The 24,505-nt window shown below is 60.9% G+C and carries 20 protein-coding genes and 2 tRNA genes; 20 read left to right on the top strand and 2 right to left on the bottom strand.

Annotation, left to right across the window (positions count from 1 at the left end; translation table 11 throughout):
* Positions 1 to 171 precede the first annotated feature (171 nt).
* Positions 172 to 1,845: a DNA repair protein RecN gene (gene recN, locus G7009_RS24850; protein ID WP_181132723.1), complete on the bottom strand. Its 1,674-nt coding sequence runs from the start codon at positions 1,843 to 1,845 to the stop codon at positions 172 to 174.
* 191 nt (positions 1,846 to 2,036) lie between these two features.
* On the opposite strand from recN, the gene grpE reads away from it, so the two are divergent.
* The 8 genes from grpE (at position 2,037) to G7009_RS24810 (ending at position 12,425) form a co-directional block, all read left to right on the top strand.
* Positions 2,037 to 2,591, top strand: a complete 555-nt coding sequence (grpE, locus tag G7009_RS24845) for a nucleotide exchange factor GrpE (RefSeq protein ID WP_181132721.1) — start codon at positions 2,037 to 2,039, stop codon at positions 2,589 to 2,591.
* A 101-nt stretch (positions 2,592 to 2,692) separates the two neighbouring features.
* On the top strand, positions 2,693 to 4,615 hold the full coding sequence (dnaK, locus tag G7009_RS24840; RefSeq protein WP_181132720.1) for a molecular chaperone DnaK: 1,923 nt from the start codon (positions 2,693 to 2,695) through the stop codon (positions 4,613 to 4,615).
* A 209-nt stretch (positions 4,616 to 4,824) separates the two neighbouring features.
* A complete protein-coding gene (gene dnaJ / locus G7009_RS24835) occupies positions 4,825 to 5,955 on the top strand; it encodes a molecular chaperone DnaJ (RefSeq protein ID WP_181132718.1) in 1,131 nt (376 codons plus the stop codon).
* A 10-nt stretch (positions 5,956 to 5,965) separates the two neighbouring features.
* The gene (dapB, locus tag G7009_RS24830) at positions 5,966 to 6,769 is read left to right on the top strand and encodes a 4-hydroxy-tetrahydrodipicolinate reductase (protein ID WP_181132716.1); all 804 of its coding nucleotides are present in this window, start codon (positions 5,966 to 5,968) and stop codon (positions 6,767 to 6,769) included.
* Positions 6,770 to 7,059: 290 nt separating this feature from the next.
* Positions 7,060 to 8,196, top strand: a complete 1,137-nt coding sequence (gene carA / locus G7009_RS24825) for a glutamine-hydrolyzing carbamoyl-phosphate synthase small subunit (protein ID WP_181132714.1) — start codon at positions 7,060 to 7,062, stop codon at positions 8,194 to 8,196.
* 107 nt (positions 8,197 to 8,303) lie between these two features.
* Positions 8,304 to 11,525 (top strand): carbamoyl-phosphate synthase large subunit, encoded by a 3,222-nt coding sequence (gene carB, locus G7009_RS24820; protein WP_181132712.1) that lies wholly within the window; start codon positions 8,304 to 8,306, stop codon positions 11,523 to 11,525.
* Entirely contained in the window at positions 11,522 to 11,998 is a 477-nt protein-coding gene (gene greA, locus G7009_RS24815; RefSeq protein WP_181132707.1) for a transcription elongation factor GreA, read from the top strand. The genes carB and greA overlap by 4 nt, the downstream gene beginning before the upstream one ends.
* A complete protein-coding gene (locus G7009_RS24810; RefSeq protein WP_181132705.1) occupies positions 11,976 to 12,425 on the top strand; it encodes an MFS transporter in 450 nt (149 codons plus the stop codon). Before greA ends, G7009_RS24810 begins: the two co-directional genes overlap by 23 nt.
* A gap of 9 nt (positions 12,426 to 12,434) precedes the next feature.
* Here G7009_RS24810 and yhbY read toward each other — a convergent pair whose 3' ends face one another.
* The gene (gene yhbY, locus G7009_RS24805) at positions 12,435 to 12,743 is read right to left on the bottom strand and encodes a ribosome assembly RNA-binding protein YhbY (RefSeq protein ID WP_181132703.1); all 309 of its coding nucleotides are present in this window, start codon (positions 12,741 to 12,743) and stop codon (positions 12,435 to 12,437) included.
* A gap of 102 nt (positions 12,744 to 12,845) precedes the next feature.
* Here yhbY and rlmE point away from each other — a divergent pair, with 102 nt between their 5' ends.
* From rlmE to rbfA, 12 genes are all read left to right on the top strand, one after another.
* Positions 12,846 to 13,469: a 23S rRNA (uridine(2552)-2'-O)-methyltransferase RlmE gene (rlmE, locus tag G7009_RS24800; protein ID WP_181132702.1), complete on the top strand. Its 624-nt coding sequence runs from the start codon at positions 12,846 to 12,848 to the stop codon at positions 13,467 to 13,469.
* A gap of 210 nt (positions 13,470 to 13,679) precedes the next feature.
* Positions 13,680 to 15,587, top strand: coding sequence for an ATP-dependent zinc metalloprotease FtsH (ftsH, locus tag G7009_RS24795; RefSeq protein ID WP_181132727.1), 1,908 nt, complete (start codon positions 13,680 to 13,682; stop codon positions 15,585 to 15,587).
* Positions 15,588 to 15,595: 8 nt separating this feature from the next.
* Positions 15,596 to 16,447, top strand: a complete 852-nt coding sequence (gene folP, locus G7009_RS24790) for a dihydropteroate synthase (protein ID WP_181132701.1) — start codon at positions 15,596 to 15,598, stop codon at positions 16,445 to 16,447.
* A gap of 16 nt (positions 16,448 to 16,463) precedes the next feature.
* Complete coding sequence (glmM, locus tag G7009_RS24785) at positions 16,464 to 17,804, top strand: phosphoglucosamine mutase (protein ID WP_181132700.1); 1,341 nt, start codon at positions 16,464 to 16,466, stop codon at positions 17,802 to 17,804.
* A gap of 66 nt (positions 17,805 to 17,870) precedes the next feature.
* A complete protein-coding gene (tpiA, locus tag G7009_RS24780; protein ID WP_181132699.1) occupies positions 17,871 to 18,626 on the top strand; it encodes a triose-phosphate isomerase in 756 nt (251 codons plus the stop codon).
* A 4-nt stretch (positions 18,627 to 18,630) separates the two neighbouring features.
* The gene (gene secG, locus G7009_RS24775; protein ID WP_181132698.1) at positions 18,631 to 19,026 is read left to right on the top strand and encodes a preprotein translocase subunit SecG; all 396 of its coding nucleotides are present in this window, start codon (positions 18,631 to 18,633) and stop codon (positions 19,024 to 19,026) included.
* 21 nt (positions 19,027 to 19,047) lie between these two features.
* Positions 19,048 to 19,133, top strand: a tRNA-Leu gene (locus tag G7009_RS24770).
* A 98-nt stretch (positions 19,134 to 19,231) separates the two neighbouring features.
* A tRNA-Met gene (locus G7009_RS24765) sits at positions 19,232 to 19,308 on the top strand.
* Positions 19,309 to 19,437: 129 nt separating this feature from the next.
* Positions 19,438 to 19,896, top strand: a complete 459-nt coding sequence (rimP, locus tag G7009_RS24760; RefSeq protein WP_181132697.1) for a ribosome maturation factor RimP — start codon at positions 19,438 to 19,440, stop codon at positions 19,894 to 19,896.
* A gap of 59 nt (positions 19,897 to 19,955) precedes the next feature.
* On the top strand, positions 19,956 to 21,437 hold the full coding sequence (gene nusA / locus G7009_RS24755) for a transcription termination factor NusA (RefSeq protein ID WP_181132696.1): 1,482 nt from the start codon (positions 19,956 to 19,958) through the stop codon (positions 21,435 to 21,437).
* Positions 21,438 to 21,464: 27 nt separating this feature from the next.
* Positions 21,465 to 23,984, top strand: coding sequence for a translation initiation factor IF-2 (gene infB / locus G7009_RS24750; protein WP_181132695.1), 2,520 nt, complete (start codon positions 21,465 to 21,467; stop codon positions 23,982 to 23,984).
* 122 nt (positions 23,985 to 24,106) lie between these two features.
* Positions 24,107 to 24,505 carry a 30S ribosome-binding factor RbfA gene (gene rbfA, locus G7009_RS24745; RefSeq protein WP_181132694.1) on the top strand — a complete coding sequence of 133 codons (399 nt, stop codon included), beginning with the start codon at positions 24,107 to 24,109 and terminating at the stop codon, positions 24,503 to 24,505.

Genomic DNA, 24,505 nt, shown 5'->3' with positions numbered 1-24,505 from the left:
GGGCAAGCCCGCTCCCACAAGAAGTGTGCACTTCCTGAGTTCAGCGCTCAACTTGTGGGAGCGGGCTTGCCCGCGAAGGGGTGCGAAGCAGCCCCACTGGCCTTCAGCCCCACTGGCCTTAACTGACAAGCATTAGCCTCAGGGCCGCCTTCTTGCGTTACGAGCGGGTGATCAGGCCTTGCCTGTGACCACCATCTTGCGCGCATGTGCCAGGGATTCCTTGGTCAGGTCGATGCCGCCCAGCATGCGCGCGACTTCCTCGACCCGCTCGCGCTTGCCAAGCGTGGCCACGGCCGTCTGCGTGGTATCGCTGCTGCGGACCTTGTGCACGAACAGGTGATGATGGCCCTGGGCCGCGACCTGCGGCAGGTGAGTAACGGTCAGTACCTGGCCGCGCTCGCCCAGGCGGCGCAGGAGTTGGCCGACGATCTCGGCTGTCGGGCCGCCGATCCCTACGTCCACTTCATCGAACACGAGCGTGGGGATGCGCGACGTCTGCGCGGTGATGACCTGGATGGCCAGGCTGATACGCGACAGCTCGCCCCCGGAAGCGACCTTGGCCAGGGCCTTCATCGGTTGACCCGGGTTGGCGCTGACCAGCAGTTCGACGACCTCGAGACCGTGAGGCGACAATTCGCCGGCATTGTTGGGGGTCAGCTCGATACTGAAGCGTCCGCCCGGCATGCCCAGGCGCTGGATTTCCTGCTCCACGGCGACGGCCAGTTGCTTGGCCGCCTGTTGGCGCAGAGCGCTCAGCTCGCAAGCCCTTTCCTGATAATGCTTGGCGTAGGCGGCAAGCTCTTCGCCGAGTCTCTCGATCGATTCGTCACTGGCGTTCAGGCCTTCGAGCTCTTCCATCAGGTGCTGCTGAAGGTGGGGCAGCTCGGTGGGGTGCACGCGGTGTTTGCGCGCCAGGGTGTAGATGGTGTCGAGCCGTTCTTCCAGGGTCTGCAGGCGCATGGGGTCGGCGTCGAAGTTATCGAGGAAGCGATTGAGTTCGCCTACCGCTTCTTCTACCTGGATCTGCGCGCTGGCAATCATGTTGGCGGCTTCGCCCAGTGCGCTGGGTGCGTTGCTCACGGCGGAAAGGCGGTTGAGGCTGGCCGTCAGCGCGCTGAGCACGTTGCCCGAGTCGCTTTCGCTGCATTGATCGATGACCTGGCGACAGATGCCGAACAAGGCTTCGGCGTTGGTCAGGCTTTTGTGCTCCTGCTCCAGTTGCGCCAGCTCGGACTCGCCCAGCGCCAGGTTGTCGAGCTCTTCCAGCTGATAGCTGAGCAGCTGGTGACGCGCGCGCTGTTCGTCACCCGAGTTGGACAGTCGCTCGAGTTCCTGGCGGGTCTGCCGCCAGCGCTGGGCCGCCAGTTGGACCTGGCGCGCCAGGTCGCTGGCGCCGGCGTATTCGTCCACCAGTCGACGATGGGTATCGGTCTTGAGCAGCGACTGATGCTCATGCTGGCTGTGAATGTCGATCAGCAGCTCGCCCAGGGCCTTGAGGTCGCCGAGCGGGCAGGGCGTGCCATTGATGTAGCCGCGGCTGCGGCCCTCGGCAGTGATCACTCGGCGCAGGATGCACAGGCCATCATGCTCCAGGTCGCGCTCGCCCAGCCAGGCACTCGCCTCGGGGATGTCGATCAGGTCGAAGGTGGCCAGGATATCTGCCTTGTCCGCGCCAGGGCGCACCACGCCGCTGTCGGCGCGATCGCCCAGGGCCAGGCCCAGGGCGTCGAGCATGATCGATTTACCGGCGCCGGTTTCGCCGGTGATAACGCTCATCCCGCGCGACAGCTCGAGGTCGAGGTGTTCGACGATGGCGTAATTGTGAACGGACAGGTGCACCAGCATGGAGGCGGCTCCCCAAAAGGACAGGTCTGGTTATTTATACAGTGTTTTTGATTTGCCTGACAATGCCCCTTCGTAGAATGATCCGCGTCCAGGTAAGCGGTCCGCCCCTTGAAGCTCGTTTTTAAGCCCCCATATAGCCCGCAGACGAAGCGAGCATGGCTCGCATACCCGATATCGCAGAGGAGAGACCCATGGCTGACGAACAGCTGGACGAACAGAATCTGAACGCCGAAGAGGCAGGTGCGCAGGATCTCGGCGCCCGCGTGCAGGTGCTCGAAGAGCAGTTGGCCGCCGCCCAGGATCAATCCCTGCGTACCGCCGCTGACCTGCAGAACGTGCGCCGTCGCGCCGAGCAGGATGTCGAGAAGGCGCACAAGTTCGCCCTCGAGAAATTCGCGGGCGACCTGCTGCCGGTCATCGACAGCCTCGAGCGTGGCCTCGAACTGTCGGATGCCGAAGACGAGAAGATCAAGCCGATGCGCGAAGGCATCGAGCTGACCTTGAAAATGTTCCACGACACGCTCAAGCGCTACAACCTCGAAGCCATCGACCCGCACGGCGAGCCGTTCAACGCCGAGCATCACCAGGCCATGGCCATGCAGGAAAGCGCCGAAGTCGAGCCGAACAGCGTGCTCAAGGTGTTCCAGAAGGGCTACCTGCTCAATGGTCGCCTGCTGCGCCCGGCGATGGTCGTGGTCAGCAAGACGCCGGCAGCTTCCCAACCATCGATCGACGAAAAGGCTTGAAATCCTTCCGGGCATCCCCATTTAGGTGTCAAGCATCCAAGTTTTGCTGCAGTTGACCAAAGTAGTCGCTGCAAACCAATTCAAGTTTCGGGAGAGTTAACATGGGCAAAATCATCGGTATCGACCTGGGGACCACCAACTCCTGCGTCTCCATTCTGGAAAACGGCAACGTCAAGGTCATCGAGAACGCTGAAGGCGCGCGCACCACGCCGTCGATCATCGCGTACGCCAACGACGGCGAAATCCTGGTCGGCCAGTCCGCCAAGCGTCAGGCGGTGACCAACCCGCACAACACCCTGTACGCGGTAAAGCGTCTGATCGGTCGTCGCTTTGACGAAGACGTCGTGCAGAAAGACATCCAGATGGTCCCGTACAAGATCGTCAAGGCTGACAACAACGATGCCTGGGTAGAAGTGAATGGCCAGAAGATGGCGCCTCCCCAGATTTCCGCTGAAATCCTGAAGAAGATGAAAAAGACCGCCGAAGACTACCTCGGCGAGTCGGTCACCGAAGCGGTCATCACCGTTCCGGCCTACTTCAACGACAGCCAGCGTCAGGCCACCAAGGATGCCGGTCGCATCGCGGGCCTGGACGTCAAGCGCATCATCAACGAGCCTACCGCTGCCGCACTGGCCTATGGCATGGACAAGGCCAAGGGCGACCACACCGTGATCGTCTATGACCTGGGTGGCGGTACCTTCGACGTCTCGGTCATCGAGATCGCCGAAGTCGATGGCGAGCACCAGTTCGAAGTACTGGCCACCAACGGTGACACCTTCCTCGGCGGTGAAGACTTCGACATTCGTCTGATCGACTACCTCGTCGACGAATTCAAGAAAGAAAGCGGCATGAACCTCAAGGGCGACCCGCTGGCCATGCAGCGCCTGAAGGAAGCCGCCGAGAAGGCCAAGATCGAGCTGTCCTCCAGCCAGCAGACCGATGTCAACCTGCCGTACATCACGGCCGATGCCACCGGTCCGAAGCACCTGAACGTCAAGATCTCCCGCGCCAAGCTGGAATCGCTGGTGGAAGACCTGGTTCAGCGCACCATCGAACCTTGCCGCATCGCCATGAAAGACGCCGGTATCGACGTCAGCAAGATCAACGACGTAATCCTGGTCGGTGGCCAGACCCGCATGCCGCTGGTGCAGAAGACCGTTACCGACTTCTTCGGCAAGGAAGCGCGCAAGGACGTCAACCCGGATGAAGCGGTTGCCATGGGTGCTGCCATCCAGGGCGCGGTACTGGCCGGTGACGTCAAGGACGTCCTGCTGCTGGACGTCAGCCCGCTGACCCTGGGTATCGAGACCATGGGCGGCGTGATGACCCCGCTGATCGAGAAGAACACCACCATCCCGACCAAGAAGTCGCAGGTGTTCTCGACGGCTGACGACAACCAGGGCGCCGTGACCATTCACGTGCTCCAGGGTGAGCGCAAACAGGCAGGCCAGAACAAGTCGCTGGGCAAGTTCGACCTGGCCGACATTCCACCTGCGCCGCGCGGCGTTCCGCAGATCGAAGTGACCTTCGACATCGATGCCAACGGTATCCTGCACGTCGGTGCGAAGGACAAGGCCACTGGCAAGACCCAGTCGATCGTGATCAAGGCCAACTCCGGTCTGTCCGACGAGGAAATCGAGCGCATGGTGCGTGATGCCGAGGCCAATGCCGAGGAAGACCGCAAGTTCGAAGAGCTGGCCGCTGCCCGTAACCAGGGCGACGCGCTGGTCCACTCGACGCGCAAGATGGTCGCCGATGCCGGTGACAAGGTGACCGCCGACGAGAAGACCGCCATCGAAGCTGCCGTGGTTGCCCTGGAAGCTGCAATCAAGGGTGACGACAAGGCAGCCATCGACGCCAAGGTCGAGGAACTGTCCAAGGTCTCCGCCCCGGTCGCGCAGAAAATGTACGCCGAGCAGGGCGAGCAGCCTCAGGCCGGTGCGCAGCAGGCTGAACCCGAAGCCAAGCATGACGACGTCGTCGATGCCGAGTTCGAAGAAGTCAAAGACAACAACAAGCAGTAATCGCTGCAAGTTGTCGGCCGGTTGACTGCCGTTTGGCAGTGACTGGTAGGATGTCGCCGCGCGGGGGCTTGCTCCCGCGTTGGTGTGTCTGGAATACGCGAATTTTTACAGCATCTGTCAGGGCTCTTTTTCGAGTGAGGCGGCAGGTGTTGTCGGCACGGCGCAATGGCGCAGAGGTTGCCGAACGCCCTCAAGAGTGCAAATGACCTATGGCAAAGCGTGATTATTATGAGGTCCTGGGTGTCGAGCGCGGCGCCAGTGAAGGAGATCTCAAAAAGGCTTATCGCCGCCTGGCGATGAAGTATCACCCGGACCGCAATCCGGGCGACAAGGAGTCGGAAGAGCATTTCAAGGAGGCCAACGAGGCCTATGAAGTGCTTTCCGATGCCAGCAAGCGCGCGGCGTACGACCAGTACGGGCATGCCGGCGTCGACCCAAGCATGGGTGGCGGCGGTGCCGGTTTCGGTGGTGCGAACTTCTCCGATATCTTCGGTGATGTCTTCAGTGACTTCTTCGGTCAAGGCGGCGGTCGCGGCGGCGCGCGTGGCGGTGTCCAGCGCGGTAGTGACCTGCGCTACACGCTGGAGCTGAACCTGGAAGAAGCCGTGCGCGGTACCACCGTCAACATCCGTGTGCCGACGCTGGTCAACTGCAAGCCGTGCGACGGTTCGGGCGCCAAGAAAGGCTCCACGCCGTCGACCTGCCCAACCTGTGGTGGTATCGGCCAGGTGCGCATGCAGCAAGGCTTCTTCTCGGTGCAGCAGACCTGCCCGCGCTGTCATGGCCAGGGCAAGATCATCACCGACCCGTGTGACTCCTGCCACGGCGAAGGCCGTGTCGAAGAGTACAAGACGCTGTCGGTCAAGGTGCCGCCGGGGGTCGATACAGGCGATCGCATTCGTCTGTCCGGCGAAGGCGAAGCCGGGGCCCAGGGCGGTCCTACCGGTGACCTCTATGTGGTCATCAATGTGCGCGAGCACCCGATCTTCCAGCGTGATGGCAAGCACTTGTACTGCGAAGTGCCGATCAGCTACACCGATGCTGCCCTGGGTGGCGAGCTGGAGGTGCCGACCCTGGACGGCCGGGTCAAGCTGAAGATTCCCGAGGGGACTCAGACCGGCAAGCAGTTCCGTCTTCGCGGCAAGGGCGTTGCGCCCGTGCGCGGTGGCGGGGCAGGCGACCTGTTGTGTCGCGTAGCCGTGGAAACCCCGGTCAACCTCAGTCGTCGTCAGCGCGAGCTGCTCGAAGAGTTTCGTGATTCCTTGGAAAACGACAGCTCCCACTCGCCCAAGGCCAGTGGCTGGTTCGAAGGCATGAAGCGCTTCTTCGGCGATTTGTAAGGTGAAAGGTATGCGACGTATCGCGGTAATGGGCGCGGCTGGCCGGATGGGCAAGGCGCTGATCGAGGCTGTGCACCGTACTCCGGATGCCGGCCTGACGGCGGCCATCCATCGGCCCGACAGCACCCTGGTGGGTGCCGATGCGGGTGAGTTGGCAGCACTGGGGCGCATTGGCGTGCCACTGACCGGCGACCTGGCCAGGGTGGCGGACGAGTTCGATGTGCTGATCGATTTCACGCATCCGAGCACGACCCTCAAGAACCTGAACTTCTGCCGCAAGACGGGCAAGGCGATGGTCATCGGCACGACCGGCTTCAGTCCCGAGGAAAAGCAGCAGTTGGTCGAGGCGGGCAAGGAGATCCCGATTGTCTTCGCCGCCAACTTCAGCGTTGGCGTCAATCTGTGTCTCAAGTTGCTGGACACTGCTGCTCGCGTGCTGGGTGACGAAGTGGACATCGAGATCCTCGAGGCTCATCACCGGCACAAGGTGGATGCGCCTTCGGGGACGGCGTTGCGCATGGGTGAAGTCGTGGCCCAGGCATTGGGGCGCGATCTCAAGGAAGTGGCCGTGTACGGCCGCGAGGGTCAGACCGGTGCTCGCGACCGTCAGACCATCGGCTTCGCGACCGTGCGCGCCGGCGATGTGGTAGGTGACCATACTGTCCTGTTCGCCGCTGAAGGCGAGCGCGTCGAAATCACCCACAAGGCCTCGAGTCGCATGACCTTTGCCAAGGGTGCGGTACGCGCGGCGCTGTGGCTGGATGGGCGCGAGCCTGGTCTTTACGACATGCAGGATGTGCTTGATCTGCATTGACGAGGGGCAAGGCAGGCAGGTCTCAGGAGCGGCCTGCCTCGTTGAATCGGGTCAAAGACGGCCGATTCTGGCAAAATGGCGGTTACCCCAAGAGATTGTCGCAATTCTGTGGTTCAAGGGCACATGTGTGGTAGACCAAAAATGGTCTTTCCTGTAAGCTACAGCTTTAGTGTGTCCACTAAAAGCGCGCAGATAATTCAGCATATAAAAGCGGGGTGACGTCTCATACGTCATTCCGCTTTTTTGCAACCTGCGATCGCCCCTTCAGGCTTGATTTACGGGAGGTCTTCTTGACTAAGCCAGCCATACTCGCCCTTGCCGATGGCAGCATTTTTCGCGGTGAAGCCATCGGAGCCGACGGTCAGACCGTTGGTGAGGTGGTGTTCAACACCGCAATGACCGGCTACCAGGAAATTCTCACAGACCCTTCCTACGCCCAGCAAATCGTTACCCTGACCTATCCTCATATCGGCAATACCGGCACCACCGCCGAAGACGCCGAGTCCGATCGCGTCTGGTCGGCCGGCCTGGTGATCCGCGACCTGCCGCTGGTGGCGAGCAACTGGCGCAACACCCAATCGCTGTCTGACTACCTCAAGGCCAACAACGTCGTGGCGATCGCCGGGATCGACACCCGCCGCCTGACGCGCATCCTGCGTGAGAAGGGCGCGCAGAATGGCTGCATCCTGGCCGGCGACGGCATCACCGAGGAGGCGGCGATTGCGGCAGCTCGCGCTTTCCCAGGCCTCAAGGGCATGGATCTGGCCAAGGTCGTCAGCACCAAGGAGCGCTACGAATGGCGCTCCAGCGTCTGGAGCCTCCCTACGGACAGCCACGCCACCGTGGAAGCCGCCGACCTGCCTTATCACGTGGTCGCCTTCGACTACGGCGTCAAGCTGAACATTCTGCGTATGCTGGTCGCTCGCGGCTGCCGCCTGACCGTCGTGCCTGCACAGACACCTGCCAGCGAAGTGCTCGCGCTCAATCCCGACGGTGTGTTCCTGTCCAACGGCCCAGGCGACCCCGAGCCTTGCGACTACGCGATCCAGGCGATCAAGGACATTCTCGAGACCGAGATTCCGGTATTCGGTATCTGCCTGGGTCATCAGTTGCTGGCCCTGGCCGCTGGCGCCAAGACCGTCAAGATGGGCCACGGCCACCACGGCGCCAACCACCCGGTCCAGGACCTGGACTCCGGCGTGGTCATGATCACCAGCCAGAACCACGGTTTCGCCGTGGATGAAGCCACCCTGCCAGGCAATGTCCGCGCCATCCACAAGTCGCTGTTCGACGGTACCCTGCAGGGTATCGAGCTGACCGACAAGAGCGCGTTCAGCTTCCAGGGCCACCCTGAAGCGAGCCCAGGCCCGACTGACGTCGCGCCACTGTTCGATCGTTTCATCGATGCCATGGCCAAGCGCCGCTGAGCATCCTGCGACAAGGCCCCGGACCGGCCACGCCCGCGTCCGGATGCGCCTGATCAAGAATGTTCAAGACGGCTTGCCGACTGACCTGCGGATTTGAGTGACAACCCATGCCAAAACGTACAGACATAAAAAGCATCCTGATTCTCGGTGCCGGCCCGATCGTGATCGGCCAGGCCTGCGAATTCGACTACTCCGGCGCCCAGGCCTGCAAGGCCCTGCGCGAGGAAGGTTTCCGCGTCATCCTGGTGAACTCCAACCCGGCCACCATCATGACCGACCCGGCGATGGCCGACGCGACCTACATCGAGCCGATCAAGTGGCAGACGGTTGCCAAGATCATCGAGAAAGAGCGTCCTGACGCGCTGTTGCCGACCATGGGTGGCCAGACCGCCCTGAACTGCGCGCTCGACCTCGAGCGTCACGGCGTGCTGGAGAAGTTCGGCGTAGAAATGATCGGCGCCAATGCCGACACCATCGACAAGGCCGAAGACCGCTCGCGCTTCGACAAGGCCATGAAGGCCATCGGCCTGGAATGTCCGCGTTCCGGCATCGCCCACAGCATGGACGAGGCCAGCGCGGTGCTCGAGCGCCTGGGCTTCCCGTGCATCATCCGTCCGTCCTTCACGATGGGCGGCACCGGCGGCGGTATCGCCTACAACCGTGAAGAATTCGAAGAAATCTGCGCCCGCGGTCTCGACCTGTCGCCGACCAAGGAGCTGCTGATCGACGAATCGCTGATCGGCTGGAAGGAATACGAGATGGAGGTGGTCCGCGACAAGAAGGACAACTGCATCATCGTCTGCTCGATCGAGAACTTCGATCCGATGGGTGTGCACACCGGCGACTCGATCACTGTCGCGCCGGCGCAGACCCTGACCGACAAGGAATACCAGATCATGCGCAACGCCTCCCTGGCGGTGCTGCGTGAGATCGGCGTCGAAACCGGCGGCTCCAACGTCCAGTTCGGTATCTGCCCGGACACCGGCCGCATGGTCGTGATCGAGATGAACCCGCGTGTTTCGCGCTCCTCGGCACTGGCTTCCAAGGCTACCGGCTTCCCGATCGCCAAGATCGCCGCCAAGCTGGCGGTCGGCTACACCCTGGACGAGCTGCAGAACGACATCACCGGCGGCCGAACCCCGGCTTCCTTCGAGCCGTCGATCGACTACGTCGTCACCAAGTTGCCGCGCTTCGCCTTCGAGAAATTCCCGAAAGCCGATGCCCGTCTGACCACCCAGATGAAATCCGTGGGCGAAGTCATGGCCATTGGCCGGACCTTCCAGGAGTCCTTGCAGAAAGCCCTGCGTGGCCTGGAAGTCGGCGTCTGCGGTCTGGACGAGAAAGTCGACCTGGCCAGCCCTGAAGCGGCCGGCATCCTCAAGCGCGAACTGACCGTGCCGGGCGCCGAGCGTATCTGGTACGTGGCCGACGCGATGCGTTCGGGCATGAGCGTCGACGAAATCTTCAACCTGACCATGATCGACCGCTGGTTCCTGGTGCAGATGGAAGACCTGATCAAGGACGAAGAGAAGGTCAAGACCCTCGGCCTGGCCGATATCGACAAAGCGCTGATGTTCCGCCTCAAGCGCAAGGGCTTCTCTGACCAGCGCCTGGCCAAGCTGCTCGGCATCACCGACAAGAACCTGCGTCGTCATCGCCACAAGCTGGAGATCTTCCCGGTCTACAAGCGTGTCGATACCTGTGCCGCCGAGTTCGCCACCGACACCGCCTACCTGTACTCGACCTATGAGGAAGAGTGCGAGGCCAACCCGTCGACCCGCGACAAGATCATGATCCTGGGCGGTGGCCCGAACCGTATCGGTCAAGGCATCGAGTTCGACTATTGCTGCGTGCATGCGGCCCTGGCCCTGCGCGATGACGGTTACGAGACCATCATGGTCAACTGCAACCCGGAGACCGTCTCCACCGACTACGACACTTCCGACCGCCTGTACTTCGAGCCGCTGACGCTGGAAGACGTGCTGGAAGTGGTGCGTGTCGAGAAGCCGAAAGGCGTGATCGTCCAATACGGCGGCCAGACGCCGCTGAAGCTGGCTCGTGCCTTGGAAGAAGCGGGCGTGCCGATCATCGGCACCAGCCCAGACGCCATCGACCGTGCCGAAGACCGTGAGCGCTTCCAGCAGATGGTGCAGCGCCTTAACCTGCTGCAGCCGCCAAACGCTACCGTGCGCAGCGAAGACGAGGCGATCCGCGCTGCCGGCCATATCGGTTATCCGCTGGTCGTGCGTCCATCCTATGTTCTGGGTGGCCGCGCCATGGAAATCGTCTACGAACTGGACGAGCTCAAGCGCTACCTGCGTGAAGCTGTACAGGTTTCCAACGACAGCCCTGTGCTGCTCGACCACTTCCTCAACTGCGCCATCGAGATGGACGTGGATGCGGTGTGCGACGGGACCGACGTGGTCATCGGCGCGATCATGCAGCACATCGAGCAGGCTGGGGTTCACTCCGGCGACTCGGCGTGCTCGTTGCCGCCTTACTCGCTGCCTGTCCATGTTCAGGACGAAGTCCGCGAACAGGTACGCAAGATGGCCCTGGAGCTGGGTGTGGTCGGCCTGATGAACGTGCAGCTGGCCCTGCAGGGCGACAAGATCTACGTGATCGAAGTCAATCCGCGTGCTTCGCGTACCGTGCCATTCGTGTCCAAGTGCATCGGCACTTCCCTGGCCATGATCGCGGCCCGTGTCATGGCCGGCAAGAGTCTCAAGGAGCTGGGCTTCACCAAGGAAATCATCCCGAACTTCTACAGCGTCAAGGAGGCGGTCTTCCCGTTCGCCAAGTTCCCAGGCGTCGACCCGATCCTCGGCCCAGAGATGAAGTCCACCGGTGAAGTCATGGGTGTGGGCGACAGCTTCGGCGAAGCCTTCGCCAAGGCGCAGATGGGTGCCAGCGAAGTGCTTCCGACCGGCGGCACCGCCTTCATCAGCGTGCGCGACGATGACAAGCCGCAAGTGGCTGGCGTCGCTCGCGACCTGATCGCCCTGGGCTTCGAAGTCGTCGCCACTGCCGGTACCGCCAAGATCATCGAAGCGGCAGGCCTGAAAGTGCGTCGAGTGAACAAAGTGACCGAAGGTCGTCCGCACGTGGTCGACATGATCAAGAACGACGAAGTGTCGCTGATCATCAACACCACCGAAGGTCGCCAGTCGATCGCCGACTCGTACTCGATTCGTCGCAATGCGCTGCAGCACAAGATCTACTGCACGACGACCATTGCGGCAGGTGAAGCCATCTGCGAAGCGTTGAAATTCGGTCCTGAAAAGACCGTCCGTCGCTTGCAGGATCTGCATGCAGGACTCAAGGCATGAACAAATACCCAATGACCGTCCAGGGTGCTCGCGCCCTGGAAGAAGAACTGACTCACCTGACCAAGGTCGTGCGTCCCAAGCTGAGCCAGGATATCGGCGAGGCGCGGGAGCTGGGCGACCTGAAGGAAAACGCCGAGTACCACGCCGCGCGCGAGCAGCAGGGCATGGTCGAGGCGCGTATTCGTGACATCGAAGGCCGCCTGCAGAACGCGGTGGTGATCGACGTCACCACTATCGCGCATACCGGCAAGGTCATATTCGGTACGACCGTCGAGCTGGCGAACGTGGAAACCGACGAATCGGTGAGCTACCAGATCGTTGGCGAAGACGAAGCCGATATCAAGCGGGGCAAGCTATCGGTGGGCGCGCCTATTGCCCGTGCCATCATTGGCAAGGAAGAGGGCGACGTAGTGGTCATCAAGACCCCTGCCGGTGTAGTCGAGTACGAGATTGTCGAAGTCAAGCACGTCTGACAAGCGCCTGCGGGCGCCATCCCTCGAGGGGATCCTCTGGCAGCTGGCCCAGGTATTCTGGGTCGGGGGCCTGTGGGTCTTTCACGTGGGGCTGGTGCCCGCGCTCAAGGTCAGCGGCCTGGCGCCACTGTTGGTGCAGGACATCGCCGCGCAGATCGATCGCTGGTTGATCGGCGTGGCCCTGCTCGGTCTGATGACGCAACTGGCGGTGCTGGCAAGAGTGGATGGCCTGTCGGCCTGGTGGCGGCAATTCAGGGGGCAGATGCTGCTCCTGGGATTTGCCGCCTGCCTCGGCTACTACACGCTACGCTACGGTATATCCGTGGGAGAGCGTTGGCAGATGTTCTGTTTCCTGATACTGGGCTTTTCCGGCATCGTGCTGGTGGCCCAGCCGGTCCCGGTCAGGGCGCGTCGATCGCGCCACTGACCTGTCTCGTCACTTGTATCGGTGAACGTTGGACAGCTGCTTGTTCGGTTGTGGGTTCTTGCGATAGATCAGCGCTTTCTTGCCGATGGTCTGTACCAGTTCGGCGCGTCCGGCCTTGCACAGCGCGGTTATGGCGGCGGCACGCTCCTCTCGATCTTCCGAGCGTATCTCCACCTTGATCAGCTCATGATCGCTCAAGGCACGTTCGAGCTCGGCGACCACACCTTCGTTGACGCCGTTGCCAGCAACGATCAAGACCGGTTTCAGGTCATGGCCAATGGATTTGTATTGCTTCTTCTGCTCGTTATTGAGCGGCATAATCTGACCCTTTCGTCTGATTCTGTAAAATTGGCGGCTATTTTACCCGAGGGCTCGTGGCTCCGCCCAGTCAATCACGATCTCTCATCATCGAGGTGCCCAATGGCGCGTTCCAAGACAAGCCTTGGTTGGCTGAAAGAACATTTCAACGATCCTTACGTCAAGAAGGCGCAAAAGGATGGTTATCGCTCTCGTGCAAGCTATAAGTTGCTCGAGATCCAGGAAAAGTACCGAATCATTCGCCCAGGCATGAGCGTGGTCGACCTGGGCGCCGCGCCTGGGGGCTGGTCGCAGGTGACCAGTCGCTTGATCGGAGGCCAAGGTCGCCTGATCGCATCGGATATTCTGGAAATGGACAGCATCCCGGATGTCACCTTCATCCAGGGGGATTTCACTCAGGACGAAGTCCTGGCGCAGATTCTCGAGGCTGTCGGCAATACGCATGTGGACCTTGTGATTTCCGATATGGCCCCCAACATGAGTGGTACGCCCGCGGTAGATATCCCCAAGGCCATGTTCTTGTGCGAATTGGCGCTCGATCTGGCGATGCGGGTGCTCAAGCCGGGTGGTGATTTCCTGATCAAGATTTTCCAAGGCGAAGGCTTCGATGTTTATCTGAAGGATACGCGCCTGAAGTTCGACAAGGTGCAGATGATCAAACCTGATTCCTCGCGTGACCGCTCTCGCGAGCAATACTTGCTGGCAAGGGGTTATCGCGGCGCGTAAGGTAACGAAACGACGACATCGGCTAACGCGATAGTTATTTCCAATCAGGTGTCTTGCCTGGCCCGAGCGAACATCGTGTAGTCTAGGTTCACAAAGGGTTACAGACGGCACCTGCGAACCCGTGGGTAATGTAGTAAGTTAGGCCGGTGAATATCATGCGAGGCACGGGTGCGTCGTGCGCCGTCCTCAGAGGGTAGCTAATTGAACGATATGGCAAAGAATCTGATCCTGTGGTTGATCATCGCTGCCGTCCTGGTGACGGTGATGAACAACTTCTCCAGCCCGAACGAGCCGCAGACCCTCAACTATTCCGACTTTATCCAACAAGTCAAGGAAGGGAAGGTCGAGCGAGTGTCTGTCGACGGCGCGGTCATTACCGGCAAGCGCAGCGATGGCGACAACTTCAAGACCATCCGTCCTGCCATCGCCGACAATGGCCTTATCGGCGATCTGGTGAACAACAACGTCGTCGTCGAGGGCAAGCAGCCCGAGCAGCAGAGCATCTGGACCCAGTTGCTGGTCGCCAGCTTCCCGATCCTGGTGATCATCGCCGTCTTCATGTTCTTCATGCGTCAGATGCAGGGTGGGGCAGGCGGCAAGGGCGGCCCGATGAGCTTCGGCAAGAGCAAAGCGCGCCTGTTGTCAGAGGACCAGGTCAAAACTACGTTGGCTGACGTCGCGGGCTGCGACGAGGCCAAGGAAGAGGTAGGCGAGCTGGTCGAGTTCCTGCGTGATCCGGGCAAGTTCCAGCGCCTGGGCGGTCGCATTCCTCGCGGCGTGCTGATGGTCGGCCCGCCCGGTACCGGCAAGACGTTGCTGGCCAAGGCCATCGCCGGCGAGGCCAAGGTACCGTTCTTCACCATTTCCGGTTCCGACTTCGTCGAAATGTTCGTCGGCGTGGGCGCCAGCCGGGTACGTGACATGTTCGAGCAGGCGAAGAAGCATGCGCCTTGCATCATCTTCATCGACGAGATCGACGCTGTCGGTCGTCACCGCGGTGCCGGCATGGGCGGCGGGCATGACGAGCGCGAGCAGACGCTCAACCAGCTTCTGGTCGAGATGGACGGTTTCGAGATGAACGATGGCATCATCGTCATCGCTGCGACCAACCGTCCAGACGTGCTCGATCCCGCATTGCTCCGCCCGGGCCGCTTCGACCGTCAGGTCGTGGTCGGTCTGCCCGATATCCGTGGGCGCGAGCAGATTCTCAAAGTGCACATGCGCAAGGTTCCGATCGGCGATAACGTCAATGCTGCCGTGATCGCTCGTGGTACGCCTGGCTTCTCCGGTGCCGACCTGGCCAACCTGGTCAACGAAGCGTCCCTGTTCGCGGCGCGTGGCAGCAAGCGCGTGGTCGAGATGAAGGAGTTCGAGCTGGCCAAGGACAAGATCATGATGGGCGCGGAGCGCAAGACCATGGTCATGTCCGAGAAAGAGAAGCGGAACACCGCCTATCACGAGGCTGGCCATGCGATCGTCGGTCGTGTCGTCCCCGAGCATGATCCGGTCTACAAGGTATCGATCATCCCGCGTGGACGCGCCCTGGGTGTGACCATGTTCCTGCCGGAAGAAGATCGCTACAGCCTGTCCAAGCGCGCCCTGATCAGCCAGATCTGCTCGCTGTACGGTGGCCGTATCGCGGAAGAAATGACCTTGGGCTTCGATGGTGTCACAACCGGCGCATCGAACGACATCATGCGTGCCAGCCAGATCGCTCGCAACATGGTCACCAAATGGGGCCTGTCCGAGAAGCTTGGCCCGTTGATGTACGCAGAGGAAGAGGGCGAGGTGTTCCTCGGTCGCAGCGCGGGTTCCCAGCATGCCAGTCTCTCTGGAGAGACCGCCAAGCTGATCGACCTGGAAGTGCGCAGCATCATCGATCACTGTTATGCCACTGCCCAGCAGATCCTTACGGAAAATCGCGACAAGCTCGATGCCATGGCCGATGCGCTGATGAAATACGAGACCATCGACGCGGATCAGATCGACGATATCATGTCGGGACGTACCCCTCGCGAGCCTCGTGACTGGGACAATGATTCCGGCGCGTCGGGCACTCCCGCAGCGCAGGGTGATCGTCCAGAGTCGCCGATCGGCGGTCCAGCGGCTCAAATCTAAGGCCAGTTATGACCTCACAGCAGTACCCGACCCGGTTGCCTTGCGGCAACCGGGTTCTTGATTTATCGCGTACCCATGTCATGGGTATTCTCAATATCACGCCCGATTCCTTCTCCGATGGTGGCCGCTTCACTCAGCGTGACGCGGCACTGCGTCATGCCGAAGCCATGGTGCTTGCCGGAGCGACCTTGATCGACATCGGCGGTGAATCGACCCGGCCTGGTGCTCCCGCGGTCTCTGTGACCGAAGAGATCGAGCGAGTAGCGCCGATGGTCGAGGTCATCAACAGCCGTCTGGACGTCATCATTTCCGTCGATACCTCCACGCCCGCAGTCATGCGCGAAAGCGCACGTCTTGGTGCCGGCCTGATCAACGACGTGCGAGGGCTGGAGCGCGATGGCGCGCTCGATGCCGCGGCGGACACCGGTCTGCCGGTATGCCTGATGCACATGCGTGGCGAGCCGGGCAATATGCAGGACAATCCGCATTATGAGAATGTGACGGCCGATGTTACGCGCTATCTTGAAAAGCGGATGGCAGCCTGTGCTGCAGCGGGCATCGATGCCCAGCGGATCATCCTCGATCCGGGATTCGGCTTCGCCAAGACCTTGGCGCACAACCTGAGCCTGTTCAAGCACATGGAGGCGCTCCATAGCCTGGGTCGCCCGCTGTTGGTAGGCGTCTCGCGCAAGAGCATGATCGGCTTGACGCTGGGGCGTCCAGTCGAAGAGCGGCTATACGGTGGTCTGGCATTGGCGGCACTTGCCATGACCAAGGGTGCAAGTATTCTTCGTGTGCACGATGTCGTGGAAACCGTTGATGTAGTGCGAATGATCGCTGCGGTACAAAGCGCCGAATAAGAAACCTGGAGTTCCTATGAGCAGAAAATACTTTGGTACCGACGGTATCCGTGGTCGCGTGGGCGAGTACCCGATCACGCCTGATTTCATGTTGAAGTTGGGGTGGGCCGCGGGGATGGCATTCCGCAAGCACGGCGCATGTCGCGTGCTGGTGGGCAAGGACACGCGTATCTCGGGCTACATGTTCGAGTCCGCCCTGGAAGCCGGCCTTTCGGCCGCCGGCGCCGATGTGATGCTGCTGGGGCCGATGCCCACGCCTGCCATCGCCTATCTGACCCGGACCTTCCATGCCGAGGCAGGAATCGTCATCAGTGCTTCGCACAACCCGCATGACGACAACGGTATCAAGTTCTTCTCCGGGCAGGGCACGAAACTGCCGGATGAAATCGAACTGATGATCGAAGAGCTGCTCGATCAGCCGATGCAAGTGGTCGAGTCGGCAAAGCTGGGCAAAGTGTCGCGGATCAACGATGCGGCGGGTCGCTACATCGAGTTCTGCAAGAGCAGCGTCCCGAGCAGCACTGATTTCGCCGGCCTCAAGCTGGTGGTCGATTGCGCTCACGGAGCGACCTACAAGGTGGCCCCGAGCGTATTCCGCGAGCTCGGCGCGGATGTGACCGTGCTGCACGCCCAGCCCGATGGCTTGAACATCAACGAAGGTTGCGGGTCGACTCACATCGAGTCGCTGCAGGCCGCCGTGCTGGTGGGGCATGCGGACCTTGGTATCGCCTTCGATGGCGATGGTGATCGGGTGCTGATGGTCGACCATACCGGCGCGATCATCGACGGTGACGAAATCCTGTTCATCATTGCCCGTGATCTTCACGACCGTGGCAAGTTGCAGGGCGGCGTGGTCGGTACCCTGATGAGCAATCTGGGGCTGGAGCTGGCGCTCAAGGATCTCGATATTCCGTTCACCCGGGCCAAGGTCGGCGACCGTTATGTCATGGCTGAGCTGCTTGAGCGTGAATGGCAGCTGGGCGGGGAAAACTCCGGTCATGTCGTATGCTGCAACCATACCACCACCGGCGACGCCATCATCGCGGCCCTGCAGGTGCTCATGGCGCTGAAACGGCGTGGCGAGACCCTGGCGCAAGCGCGGCAGGGCATCCGCAAGTGCCCTCAGGTGTTGATCAATGTGCGCTTTGGCGGCACTGGTATCGACCCTCTGGAGCATCCGGCGGTCAAGGAGGCCAGCGCCAGTGTCACAGAGGCTATGGCGGGGCGTGGGCGGGTGTTGCTTCGCAAGTCCGGTACCGAGCCATTGGTGCGCGTGATGGTCGAAGGTGACGACGAAAACCAGGTGCGTGACCATGCCGAGGCACTGGCGAGACTCGTAACTGAAGTTTGTGCCTGAAAGACGCTTGCCAGGCTTGTTCGGGTTGGGTAAGATCTGCGCCCACTTTGACCGACGAGGTAAAGCATGCGTCGCCCTATGGTAGCTGGTAACTGGAAGATGCACGGTACCCGCGCCAGCGTCGCTGAGCTGACCCTGGGCTTGAGCAATCTTGCCTTGTCGAGCGGTGTAGAGGTCGCGGTGTTTCCGCCGGTCCTGTTCCTCAATCAAGTGATTGATGGACTGCAGGGCAAGGGGATCGCCGTTGGAGCCCAGAATTCTGCTGTACAGCCCGAACAGGGTGCGTTGACCGGTGAAGTTGCACCGAGTCAGCTGGCTGAAGCGGGTTGCAAGCTGGTGCTGATAGGGCACTCCGAGCGTCGCCAGATCATCGGCGAAAGCGACGAAGTGCTCAATCGCAAGTTCGCAGCCGCGCAAGCCAGTGGTTTGAAGCCGGTGCTCTGCGTAGGTGAAACCCTCGAAGAGCGCGAGGCTGGCAAGACGCTTGAAGTTGTAGGGCGTCAGTTGAGCAGTATCATCGACGCGTTCGGTGTTGCGGCTTTCGCCAATGCGGTAATTGCCTATGAGCCTGTATGGGCCATCGGTACAGGACTTACGGCCACGCCTCAGCAGGCTCAGGATGTGCATGCAGCCATCCGCGCCCAGTTGGCGGTAGTGGATGCCGATGTTGCCGCCAATGTGCAGATTCTGTACGGTGGCAGCGTCAAGGCGACCAACGCGGCTGAGCTGTTCGGCATGCCGGATATCGATGGGGGGCTCATTGGTGGAGCGTCCTTGAACGCAGACGAATTCGGTGCAATTTGTCGCGCCGCAGGAAACTGAACAAATGCTCGAAACAGTCGTAGTTGTTTTTCATCTGTTGGGCGCCATCGGGCTAGTTGTGCTGGTGTTGCTGCAACAGGGTAAAGGTGCGGAAGCAGGTGCATCTTTCGGCGCAGGTGCTTCAAATACTGTGTTCGGAAGCCAAGGTTCTGCTACCTTTCTGAGTAAGATTACTGCTATACTTGCTGCCACTTTCTTCTTAACTGCTCTTGGGTTAGGATACTTTGCTAAAGAGAAAGCTCATGAGCTGACTCAGGCAGGTCTCCCAGATCCAGCGGTGTTGGAAGTCAAAGAGCAGAAGCCGGCAGTAAATGATGATGTACCGGTGCTCCAGGAACAGAAGAGCGAAGTCACTCCGGCAACGGGTGATGTACCTCCTCCAGCCGAAGAGCAGAAGTAACGGGTTTCAAGAAGTAGTATTGCCGAGGTGGTGGAATTGGTAGACACGCAACCTTGAGGTGGTTGTGCCCATAGGGTGTAGGGGTTCGAGTCCCCTTCTCGGTACCAATTGAAGCAAGAGAGCCCGCTTTAGCGGGCTTTCTTGTAGGTGGAGGTCGGATTGACCCTGCAGAGGGTTCGGTCTTATACTTTCGCCCCAGCGTAGACGCGGGGTGGAGCAGCTTGGTAGCTCGTCGGGCTCATAACCCGAAGGTCGTTGGTTCAAATCCAGCCCCCGCAACCAGCTTCAGCGGAGCCCCTATCAAGGGGCTTTTTGTTTAGCTGAACAGTTCTCGACACCGGTATTCAACGGTGTTTCATGATGGGCGCTTTGCCCATTTTTTATTTGCACAGCATGCACGAGGGGGTTCAGGTGTCGAGCAAGCTAGAACAGTTGCAGGCCTTGTTGGCCCCGGTGGTCGAGGGTCTTGGCTACCAATGCTGGGGGATCGAGTTCATCTCCCAGGGCAAACATTCGGTACTGCGTATCTATATCGACAAGGAAGGCGGAATCCTGGTGGACGACTGCGAAGCGGTCAGCCGTCAGGCCAGCGGTGTCCTTGATGTGGAAGACCCGATCAGCTCCGAATATACCCTCGAGGTGTCCTCTCCTGGCATGGATCGCCCACTGTTCACCCTTGAACAGTTTGCCTCGCATGCCGGCGAACAAGTGAAGATCAAGCTGCGTACGCCCTTCGAAGGTCGACGTAACTTCCAGGGCCTTCTCCGTGGTGTGGAGGAGCAGGACGTGGTGGTTCAAGTGGACAGTCACGAGTTCCTGTTGCCGATCGACTCGATCGACAAGGCCAATATTATTCCCAGTTTTGACTGAGACGTGCCTGGCCCGGTAGATGATCCGGGCCAAATGGCTTGCGCAAGGCGAGGCGTACGATGAGCAAAGAAGTACTGCTGGTTGTTGAATCGGTATCCAACGAAAAGGGCGTGCCGCCCGGCGTCATTTTCGAAGCGCTGGAAGTAGCCCTGGCTACCGCCACCAAGAAGCGTTTCGAGGACGAAGTCGACCTGCGTGTGGAAATCAATCGCCACACCGGTAACTACGAGACCTTCCGCCGGTGGACCGTCGTCGAAGAAGACGATCTGGACGATCCGGCGATCGAGACCTGGCTGACCAAGGTTCGGGAAACTCATCCCGACGCCAAGATCGGCGATGTGATCGAAGAGAAGATCGAGTCCATCGAGTTCGGTCGTATTGCCGCCCAGACCGCCAAGCAGGTCATCGTGCAGAAGGTCCGCGAGGCTGAACGCGCCCAGGTGGTGGATGCATACCGCGAACGCGTGGGCGAGATCATCTCCGGCACCGTCAAGAAGGTTACCCGCGACAACGTCATCGTCGACCTGGGCAACAATGCCGAAGCCTTGCTGGCACGTGAAGACATCATTGCCCGCGAGACTTTCCGCGTCGGCGTGCGTTTGCGCGCGCTGCTCAAGGAAATCCGTACCGAGAACCGCGGTCCTCAGCTGATCCTGTCGCGTACCGCGCCACAGATGCTGATCGAACTGTTCCGCATCGAGGTTCCGGAAATCGCCGAGGGCTTGATCGAGGTAATGGCCGCCTCCCGTGACCCGGGATCGCGTGCCAAGATCGCCGTGCGTTCCAAGGACAAGCGTATCGATCCACAAGGCGCATGCATCGGCATGCGTGGTTCGCGCGTCCAGGCCGTATCCGGCGAACTGGGTGGCGAACGCGTGGATATCGTCCTCTGGGATGAAAATCCGGCGCAATTCGTCATCAACGCCATGTCGCCGGCTGAAGTCGCGGCGATCATCGTCGATGAAGATGCCCATGCCATGGACATCGCAGTGGCCGAGGACAACCTCGCCCAGGCCATCGGACGTGGCGGTCAGAACGTTCGCCTGGCCAGCCAGCTTAGCGGCTGGACCCTGAACGTGATGACTGAGAAGGACATCCAGGCTAAACAGCAGGCCGAGACCGGCGACATCCTGCGCAACTTCATCGACGAGCTCGAAGTCGACGAGGAATTGGCACAGGTACTGGTCGACGAAGGATTCACCAGCCTGGAAGAAATTGCCTACGTACCGTTGGAGGAAATGCTCAACATCGATGGTTTCGACGAGGATATCGTCAACGAGCTGCGTGCTCGTGCCAAGGACCGTTTGTTGACCAAGGCCATCGCTACCGAGGAAAAACTGGCAGACGCACATCCAGCCGAAGACTTGCTCTCGCTCGAGGGTATGGACAAGGATCTGGCAGCGGAACTGGCGGTGCGCGGCGTGGTTAACCGCGAAGACCTGGCCGAGCAGTCGATTGACGATCTGCTCGACATCGACGGCATCGACCAAGAGCGTGCCGGCAAGTTGATCATGGCCGCCCGAGCCCATTGGTTCGAGTAATTAGGCGCGGCCTGAGGAGAGAAGTGCATGACGCAAGTCACGGTGAAAGAACTGGCCCAAGAGGTCGAAGCACCGGTAGAGCGCCTGCTGCAGCAGATGCGTGAGGCAGGTCTGCCGCACACCGACGCCGGTCAGGTAGTGACTGACAATGAGAAGCAGGTCCTGCTGACTCATTTGAAGAGCAGCCACAAGACCAAGGTGGAAGAACCGCGCAAGATTACCTTGCAGCGCAAGACCACCAGCACCCTGCGTGTCGCCGGTAGCAAGAGCATCAGCGTAGAAGTACGCAAGAAGAAAGTATTCGTGCAGCGCAGCCCGGAAGAAATCCAGGCTGAGCAGAAGCGTGAGGCGGATGAGCGCCGCGCGGCTGAAAACGCCACCCGCGAGAAATCCGAAGCCGCAAACCGTCAGCGTGCCGAGGATAATGCGCGACGCGAAGCGCCGTCGGCTCCGGCCGTTGCTCCGACCGCCGCACCTGCTCCTGCCGCCGCACCTGCAGCGGCCAATGAGCCTGGTACCGTCGATGCGCCGGCGCCTGGTGCCGAGCGCAAGAAAGACGACGTGCGTCGCACCGAGCATCGTGCCCGTGATGACGATCGTCGTGGCGAACGCCGCAACGAAACGCCACGCGTGTCGGTGAAGGTCAAGGTCAAGGAGAAGGAAAAAGCGCCGACTCCACGCGCCGCGCCACGCACCACCGAGGAAGAAAGCGACGGTTTCCGTCGTGGCGGCCGCGGCAAGGGCAAGCTGAAAAAACGCAACCAGCACGGTTTCCAGAGCCCGACCGGCCCTGTTATCCGTGAAGTGTTCATCGGCGAGACCATCACGGTTTCCGAGCTGGCGCAGCAGATGTCCGTCAAGGGCGCTGAAGTGGTCAAGTTCATGTTCAAGCTGGGCACGCCAGTCACCATCAACCAGGTGCTCGATCGCGAGACCGCGCAGTTGATCGCTGAAGAACTGGGCCACAAGGTCAAGTTGGTCAGCGATACCGCCCTGGAAGATTCCCTGGCCGAATCGCTGAAGTTCGAAGGCGAGTCCGAAGGACGTGCGCCGGTCGTGACCGTCATGGGCCACGTCGACCACGGCAAGACCTCGCTGCTCGACTACATCCGTCGTGCCAAGGTCGCTGCGGGCGAAGCCGGCGGCATCACCCAGCACATCGGTGCGTACCACGTCGAAACCGATCGTGGCATGGTCACCTTCCTCGACACCCCAGGTCACGCCGCGTTTACCGCCATGCGTGCTCGTGGTGCCAAGGCGACCGACATCGTCATCCTGGTGGTAGCGGCCGACGACGGCGTGATGCCGCAGACCCGTGAGGCCGTACAGCATGCCAAGGCTGCTGGCGTACCCCTGGTGGTCGCGGTGAACAAGATCGACAAGCCAGGTGCCGACCTCGATCGCATCCGCAACGAGCTGTCCGTCGAAGGCGTGACCTCCGAGGAATGGGGTGGAGATACTCCGTTCGTCAAGGTTTCGGCCAAGATGGGTACCGGTGTCGACGAGCTGCTCGAAGCCGTATTGCTGCAGGCCGAGATCCTCGAGCTCAAGGCAACCCCGACCGGCCCAGGCCGTGGCGTGGTCGTCGAGTCCCGTCTGGACAAAGGCCGTGGCCCGGTTGCCACCATCCTCGTACAGGACGGTACCCTGCGTCAGGGCGACATGGTCCTCTGCGGTTCCAACTATGGCCGCGTGCGTGCCATGCTGGACGAGAACGGCAAGCCTGTGAAGGAAGCTGGCCCGTCGATCCCGGTCGAGATCCTCGGCCTGGACGGTACGCCGGAAGCCGGTGACGAGCTGAGCGTCGTGGCCGACGAGAAGAAGGCGCGTGAAGTTGCTCTGTTCCGTCAGGGCAAGTATCGCGAAGTCAAACTGGCTCGTGCCCATGCCGGCAAGCTGGAAAACATCTTCGAGACCATGGGTCAGGAAGAGAAGAAGACCCTCAACATCGTCCTCAAGACCGATGTGCGCGGTTCCCTGGAGGCGCTGCAAGGTTCGCTCGCCGGACTGGGCAACGACGAAGTGCAGGTCCGTGTGGTGGGCGGCGGCGTCGGTGGTATCACCGAGAGCGATGCCAACCTGGCCCTGGCGTCCAACGCGGTGCTGTTCGGCTTCAACGTGCGTGCCGATGCCGGCGCGCGCAAGATCGTCGAGCAGGAAGGTCTGGATATGCGTTACTACAACGTGATCTACGACATCATCGAAGACGTCAAGAAAGCCCTGACCGGCATGCTCGGCAGCGATGTTCGCGAGAACATCCTGGGTATCGCCGAAGTGCGCGACGTGTTCCGCTCGCCGAAGTTCGGCGCCATCGCTGGCTGTATGGTCATCGAAGGCACCGTGTATCGCAACCGTCCGATCCGCGTGCTGCGCGAGGACGTCGTGATCTTCGAAGGCGAACTGGAATCGCTGCGTCGCTTCAAGGACGACGCCGCGGAAGTCCGCTCGGGCATGGAGTGCGGTATTGGCGTCAAGAGCTACAACGACGTCAAGGTCGGCGACAAGATCGAGGTCTTCGAAAAGGTCCAGGTCGCTCGTACACTCTGAGCCACTGGCAATGGAGGCCGCGAAGCCCCGCCGCAAGGCGGTCGGTAACGCCTCTGCAGGTAGCGCCCGGTCAGGCTTCACGCCTGACCGGGCGTTTGCCGCTTTAGATACAGGTAGCAAGAATGGCAAAAGAATACAGCCGTACCCAACGTATCGGTGATCAGATGCAGCGCGAGCTGGCAGAGCTGATCCGCCGTGAAGTCAAGGATCCACGTGTCGGTCTGGTGACCATCACTGCCGTGGATGTAAGCCGTGACCTGGGCCATGCCAAGGTCTTCATCACCGTGATGGGTTCCGAGGGCACCGACGCGGTGCCGCAGTCGCTCAAGGCTCTGAGCAGCGCGGCTAGCTTCCTGCGTTTGCACCTCGGTCGTGTGATGCAACTGCGCAGCGTGCCGCAACTGCACTTCCATTACGACGAAAGCGTTAGCCGCGGTGCGCACCTGTCGGCGCTGATCGAGCGTGCGGTGGCCGAAGACCGCCAGCACCAGGCCGGCGACAAGACGGACACCGAGGAGTAA

Origin of the sequence: Pseudomonas capeferrum (assembly GCF_013523055.1) — a bacterium.
Lineage (GTDB): Bacteria > Pseudomonadota > Gammaproteobacteria > Pseudomonadales > Pseudomonadaceae > Aquipseudomonas > Aquipseudomonas capeferrum_A.
This window is presented reverse-complemented; position numbering and strand designations above follow the sequence as displayed.

What these genes read in the sequence shown, in the direction of transcription:
- recN (WP_181132723.1), bottom strand. Translation starts at nt 1,845, where the DNA reads ATGCTGGTGCACCTGTCCGTTCACAATTACGCCATCGTCGAACACCTC.
- dnaK (WP_181132720.1), top strand. Translation starts at nt 2,693, where the DNA reads ATGGGCAAAATCATCGGTATCGACCTGGGGACCACCAACTCCTGCGTC.
- tpiA (WP_181132699.1), top strand. Translation starts at nt 17,871, where the DNA reads ATGCGTCGCCCTATGGTAGCTGGTAACTGGAAGATGCACGGTACCCGC.
- secG (WP_181132698.1), top strand. Translation starts at nt 18,631, where the DNA reads ATGCTCGAAACAGTCGTAGTTGTTTTTCATCTGTTGGGCGCCATCGGG.
- rlmE (WP_181132702.1), top strand. Translation starts at nt 12,846, where the DNA reads ATGGCGCGTTCCAAGACAAGCCTTGGTTGGCTGAAAGAACATTTCAAC.
- greA (WP_181132707.1), top strand. Translation starts at nt 11,522, where the DNA reads ATGAACAAATACCCAATGACCGTCCAGGGTGCTCGCGCCCTGGAAGAA.
- grpE (WP_181132721.1), top strand. Translation starts at nt 2,037, where the DNA reads ATGGCTGACGAACAGCTGGACGAACAGAATCTGAACGCCGAAGAGGCA.
- ftsH (WP_181132727.1), top strand. Translation starts at nt 13,680, where the DNA reads ATGGCAAAGAATCTGATCCTGTGGTTGATCATCGCTGCCGTCCTGGTG.
- dapB (WP_181132716.1), top strand. Translation starts at nt 5,966, where the DNA reads ATGCGACGTATCGCGGTAATGGGCGCGGCTGGCCGGATGGGCAAGGCG.
- glmM (WP_181132700.1), top strand. Translation starts at nt 16,464, where the DNA reads ATGAGCAGAAAATACTTTGGTACCGACGGTATCCGTGGTCGCGTGGGC.
- yhbY (WP_181132703.1), bottom strand. Translation starts at nt 12,743, where the DNA reads ATGCCGCTCAATAACGAGCAGAAGAAGCAATACAAATCCATTGGCCAT.
- nusA (WP_181132696.1), top strand. Translation starts at nt 19,956, where the DNA reads ATGAGCAAAGAAGTACTGCTGGTTGTTGAATCGGTATCCAACGAAAAG.
- dnaJ (WP_181132718.1), top strand. Translation starts at nt 4,825, where the DNA reads ATGGCAAAGCGTGATTATTATGAGGTCCTGGGTGTCGAGCGCGGCGCC.
- rbfA (WP_181132694.1), top strand. Translation starts at nt 24,107, where the DNA reads ATGGCAAAAGAATACAGCCGTACCCAACGTATCGGTGATCAGATGCAG.
- infB (WP_181132695.1), top strand. Translation starts at nt 21,465, where the DNA reads ATGACGCAAGTCACGGTGAAAGAACTGGCCCAAGAGGTCGAAGCACCG.
- folP (WP_181132701.1), top strand. Translation starts at nt 15,596, where the DNA reads ATGACCTCACAGCAGTACCCGACCCGGTTGCCTTGCGGCAACCGGGTT.
- carB (WP_181132712.1), top strand. Translation starts at nt 8,304, where the DNA reads ATGCCAAAACGTACAGACATAAAAAGCATCCTGATTCTCGGTGCCGGC.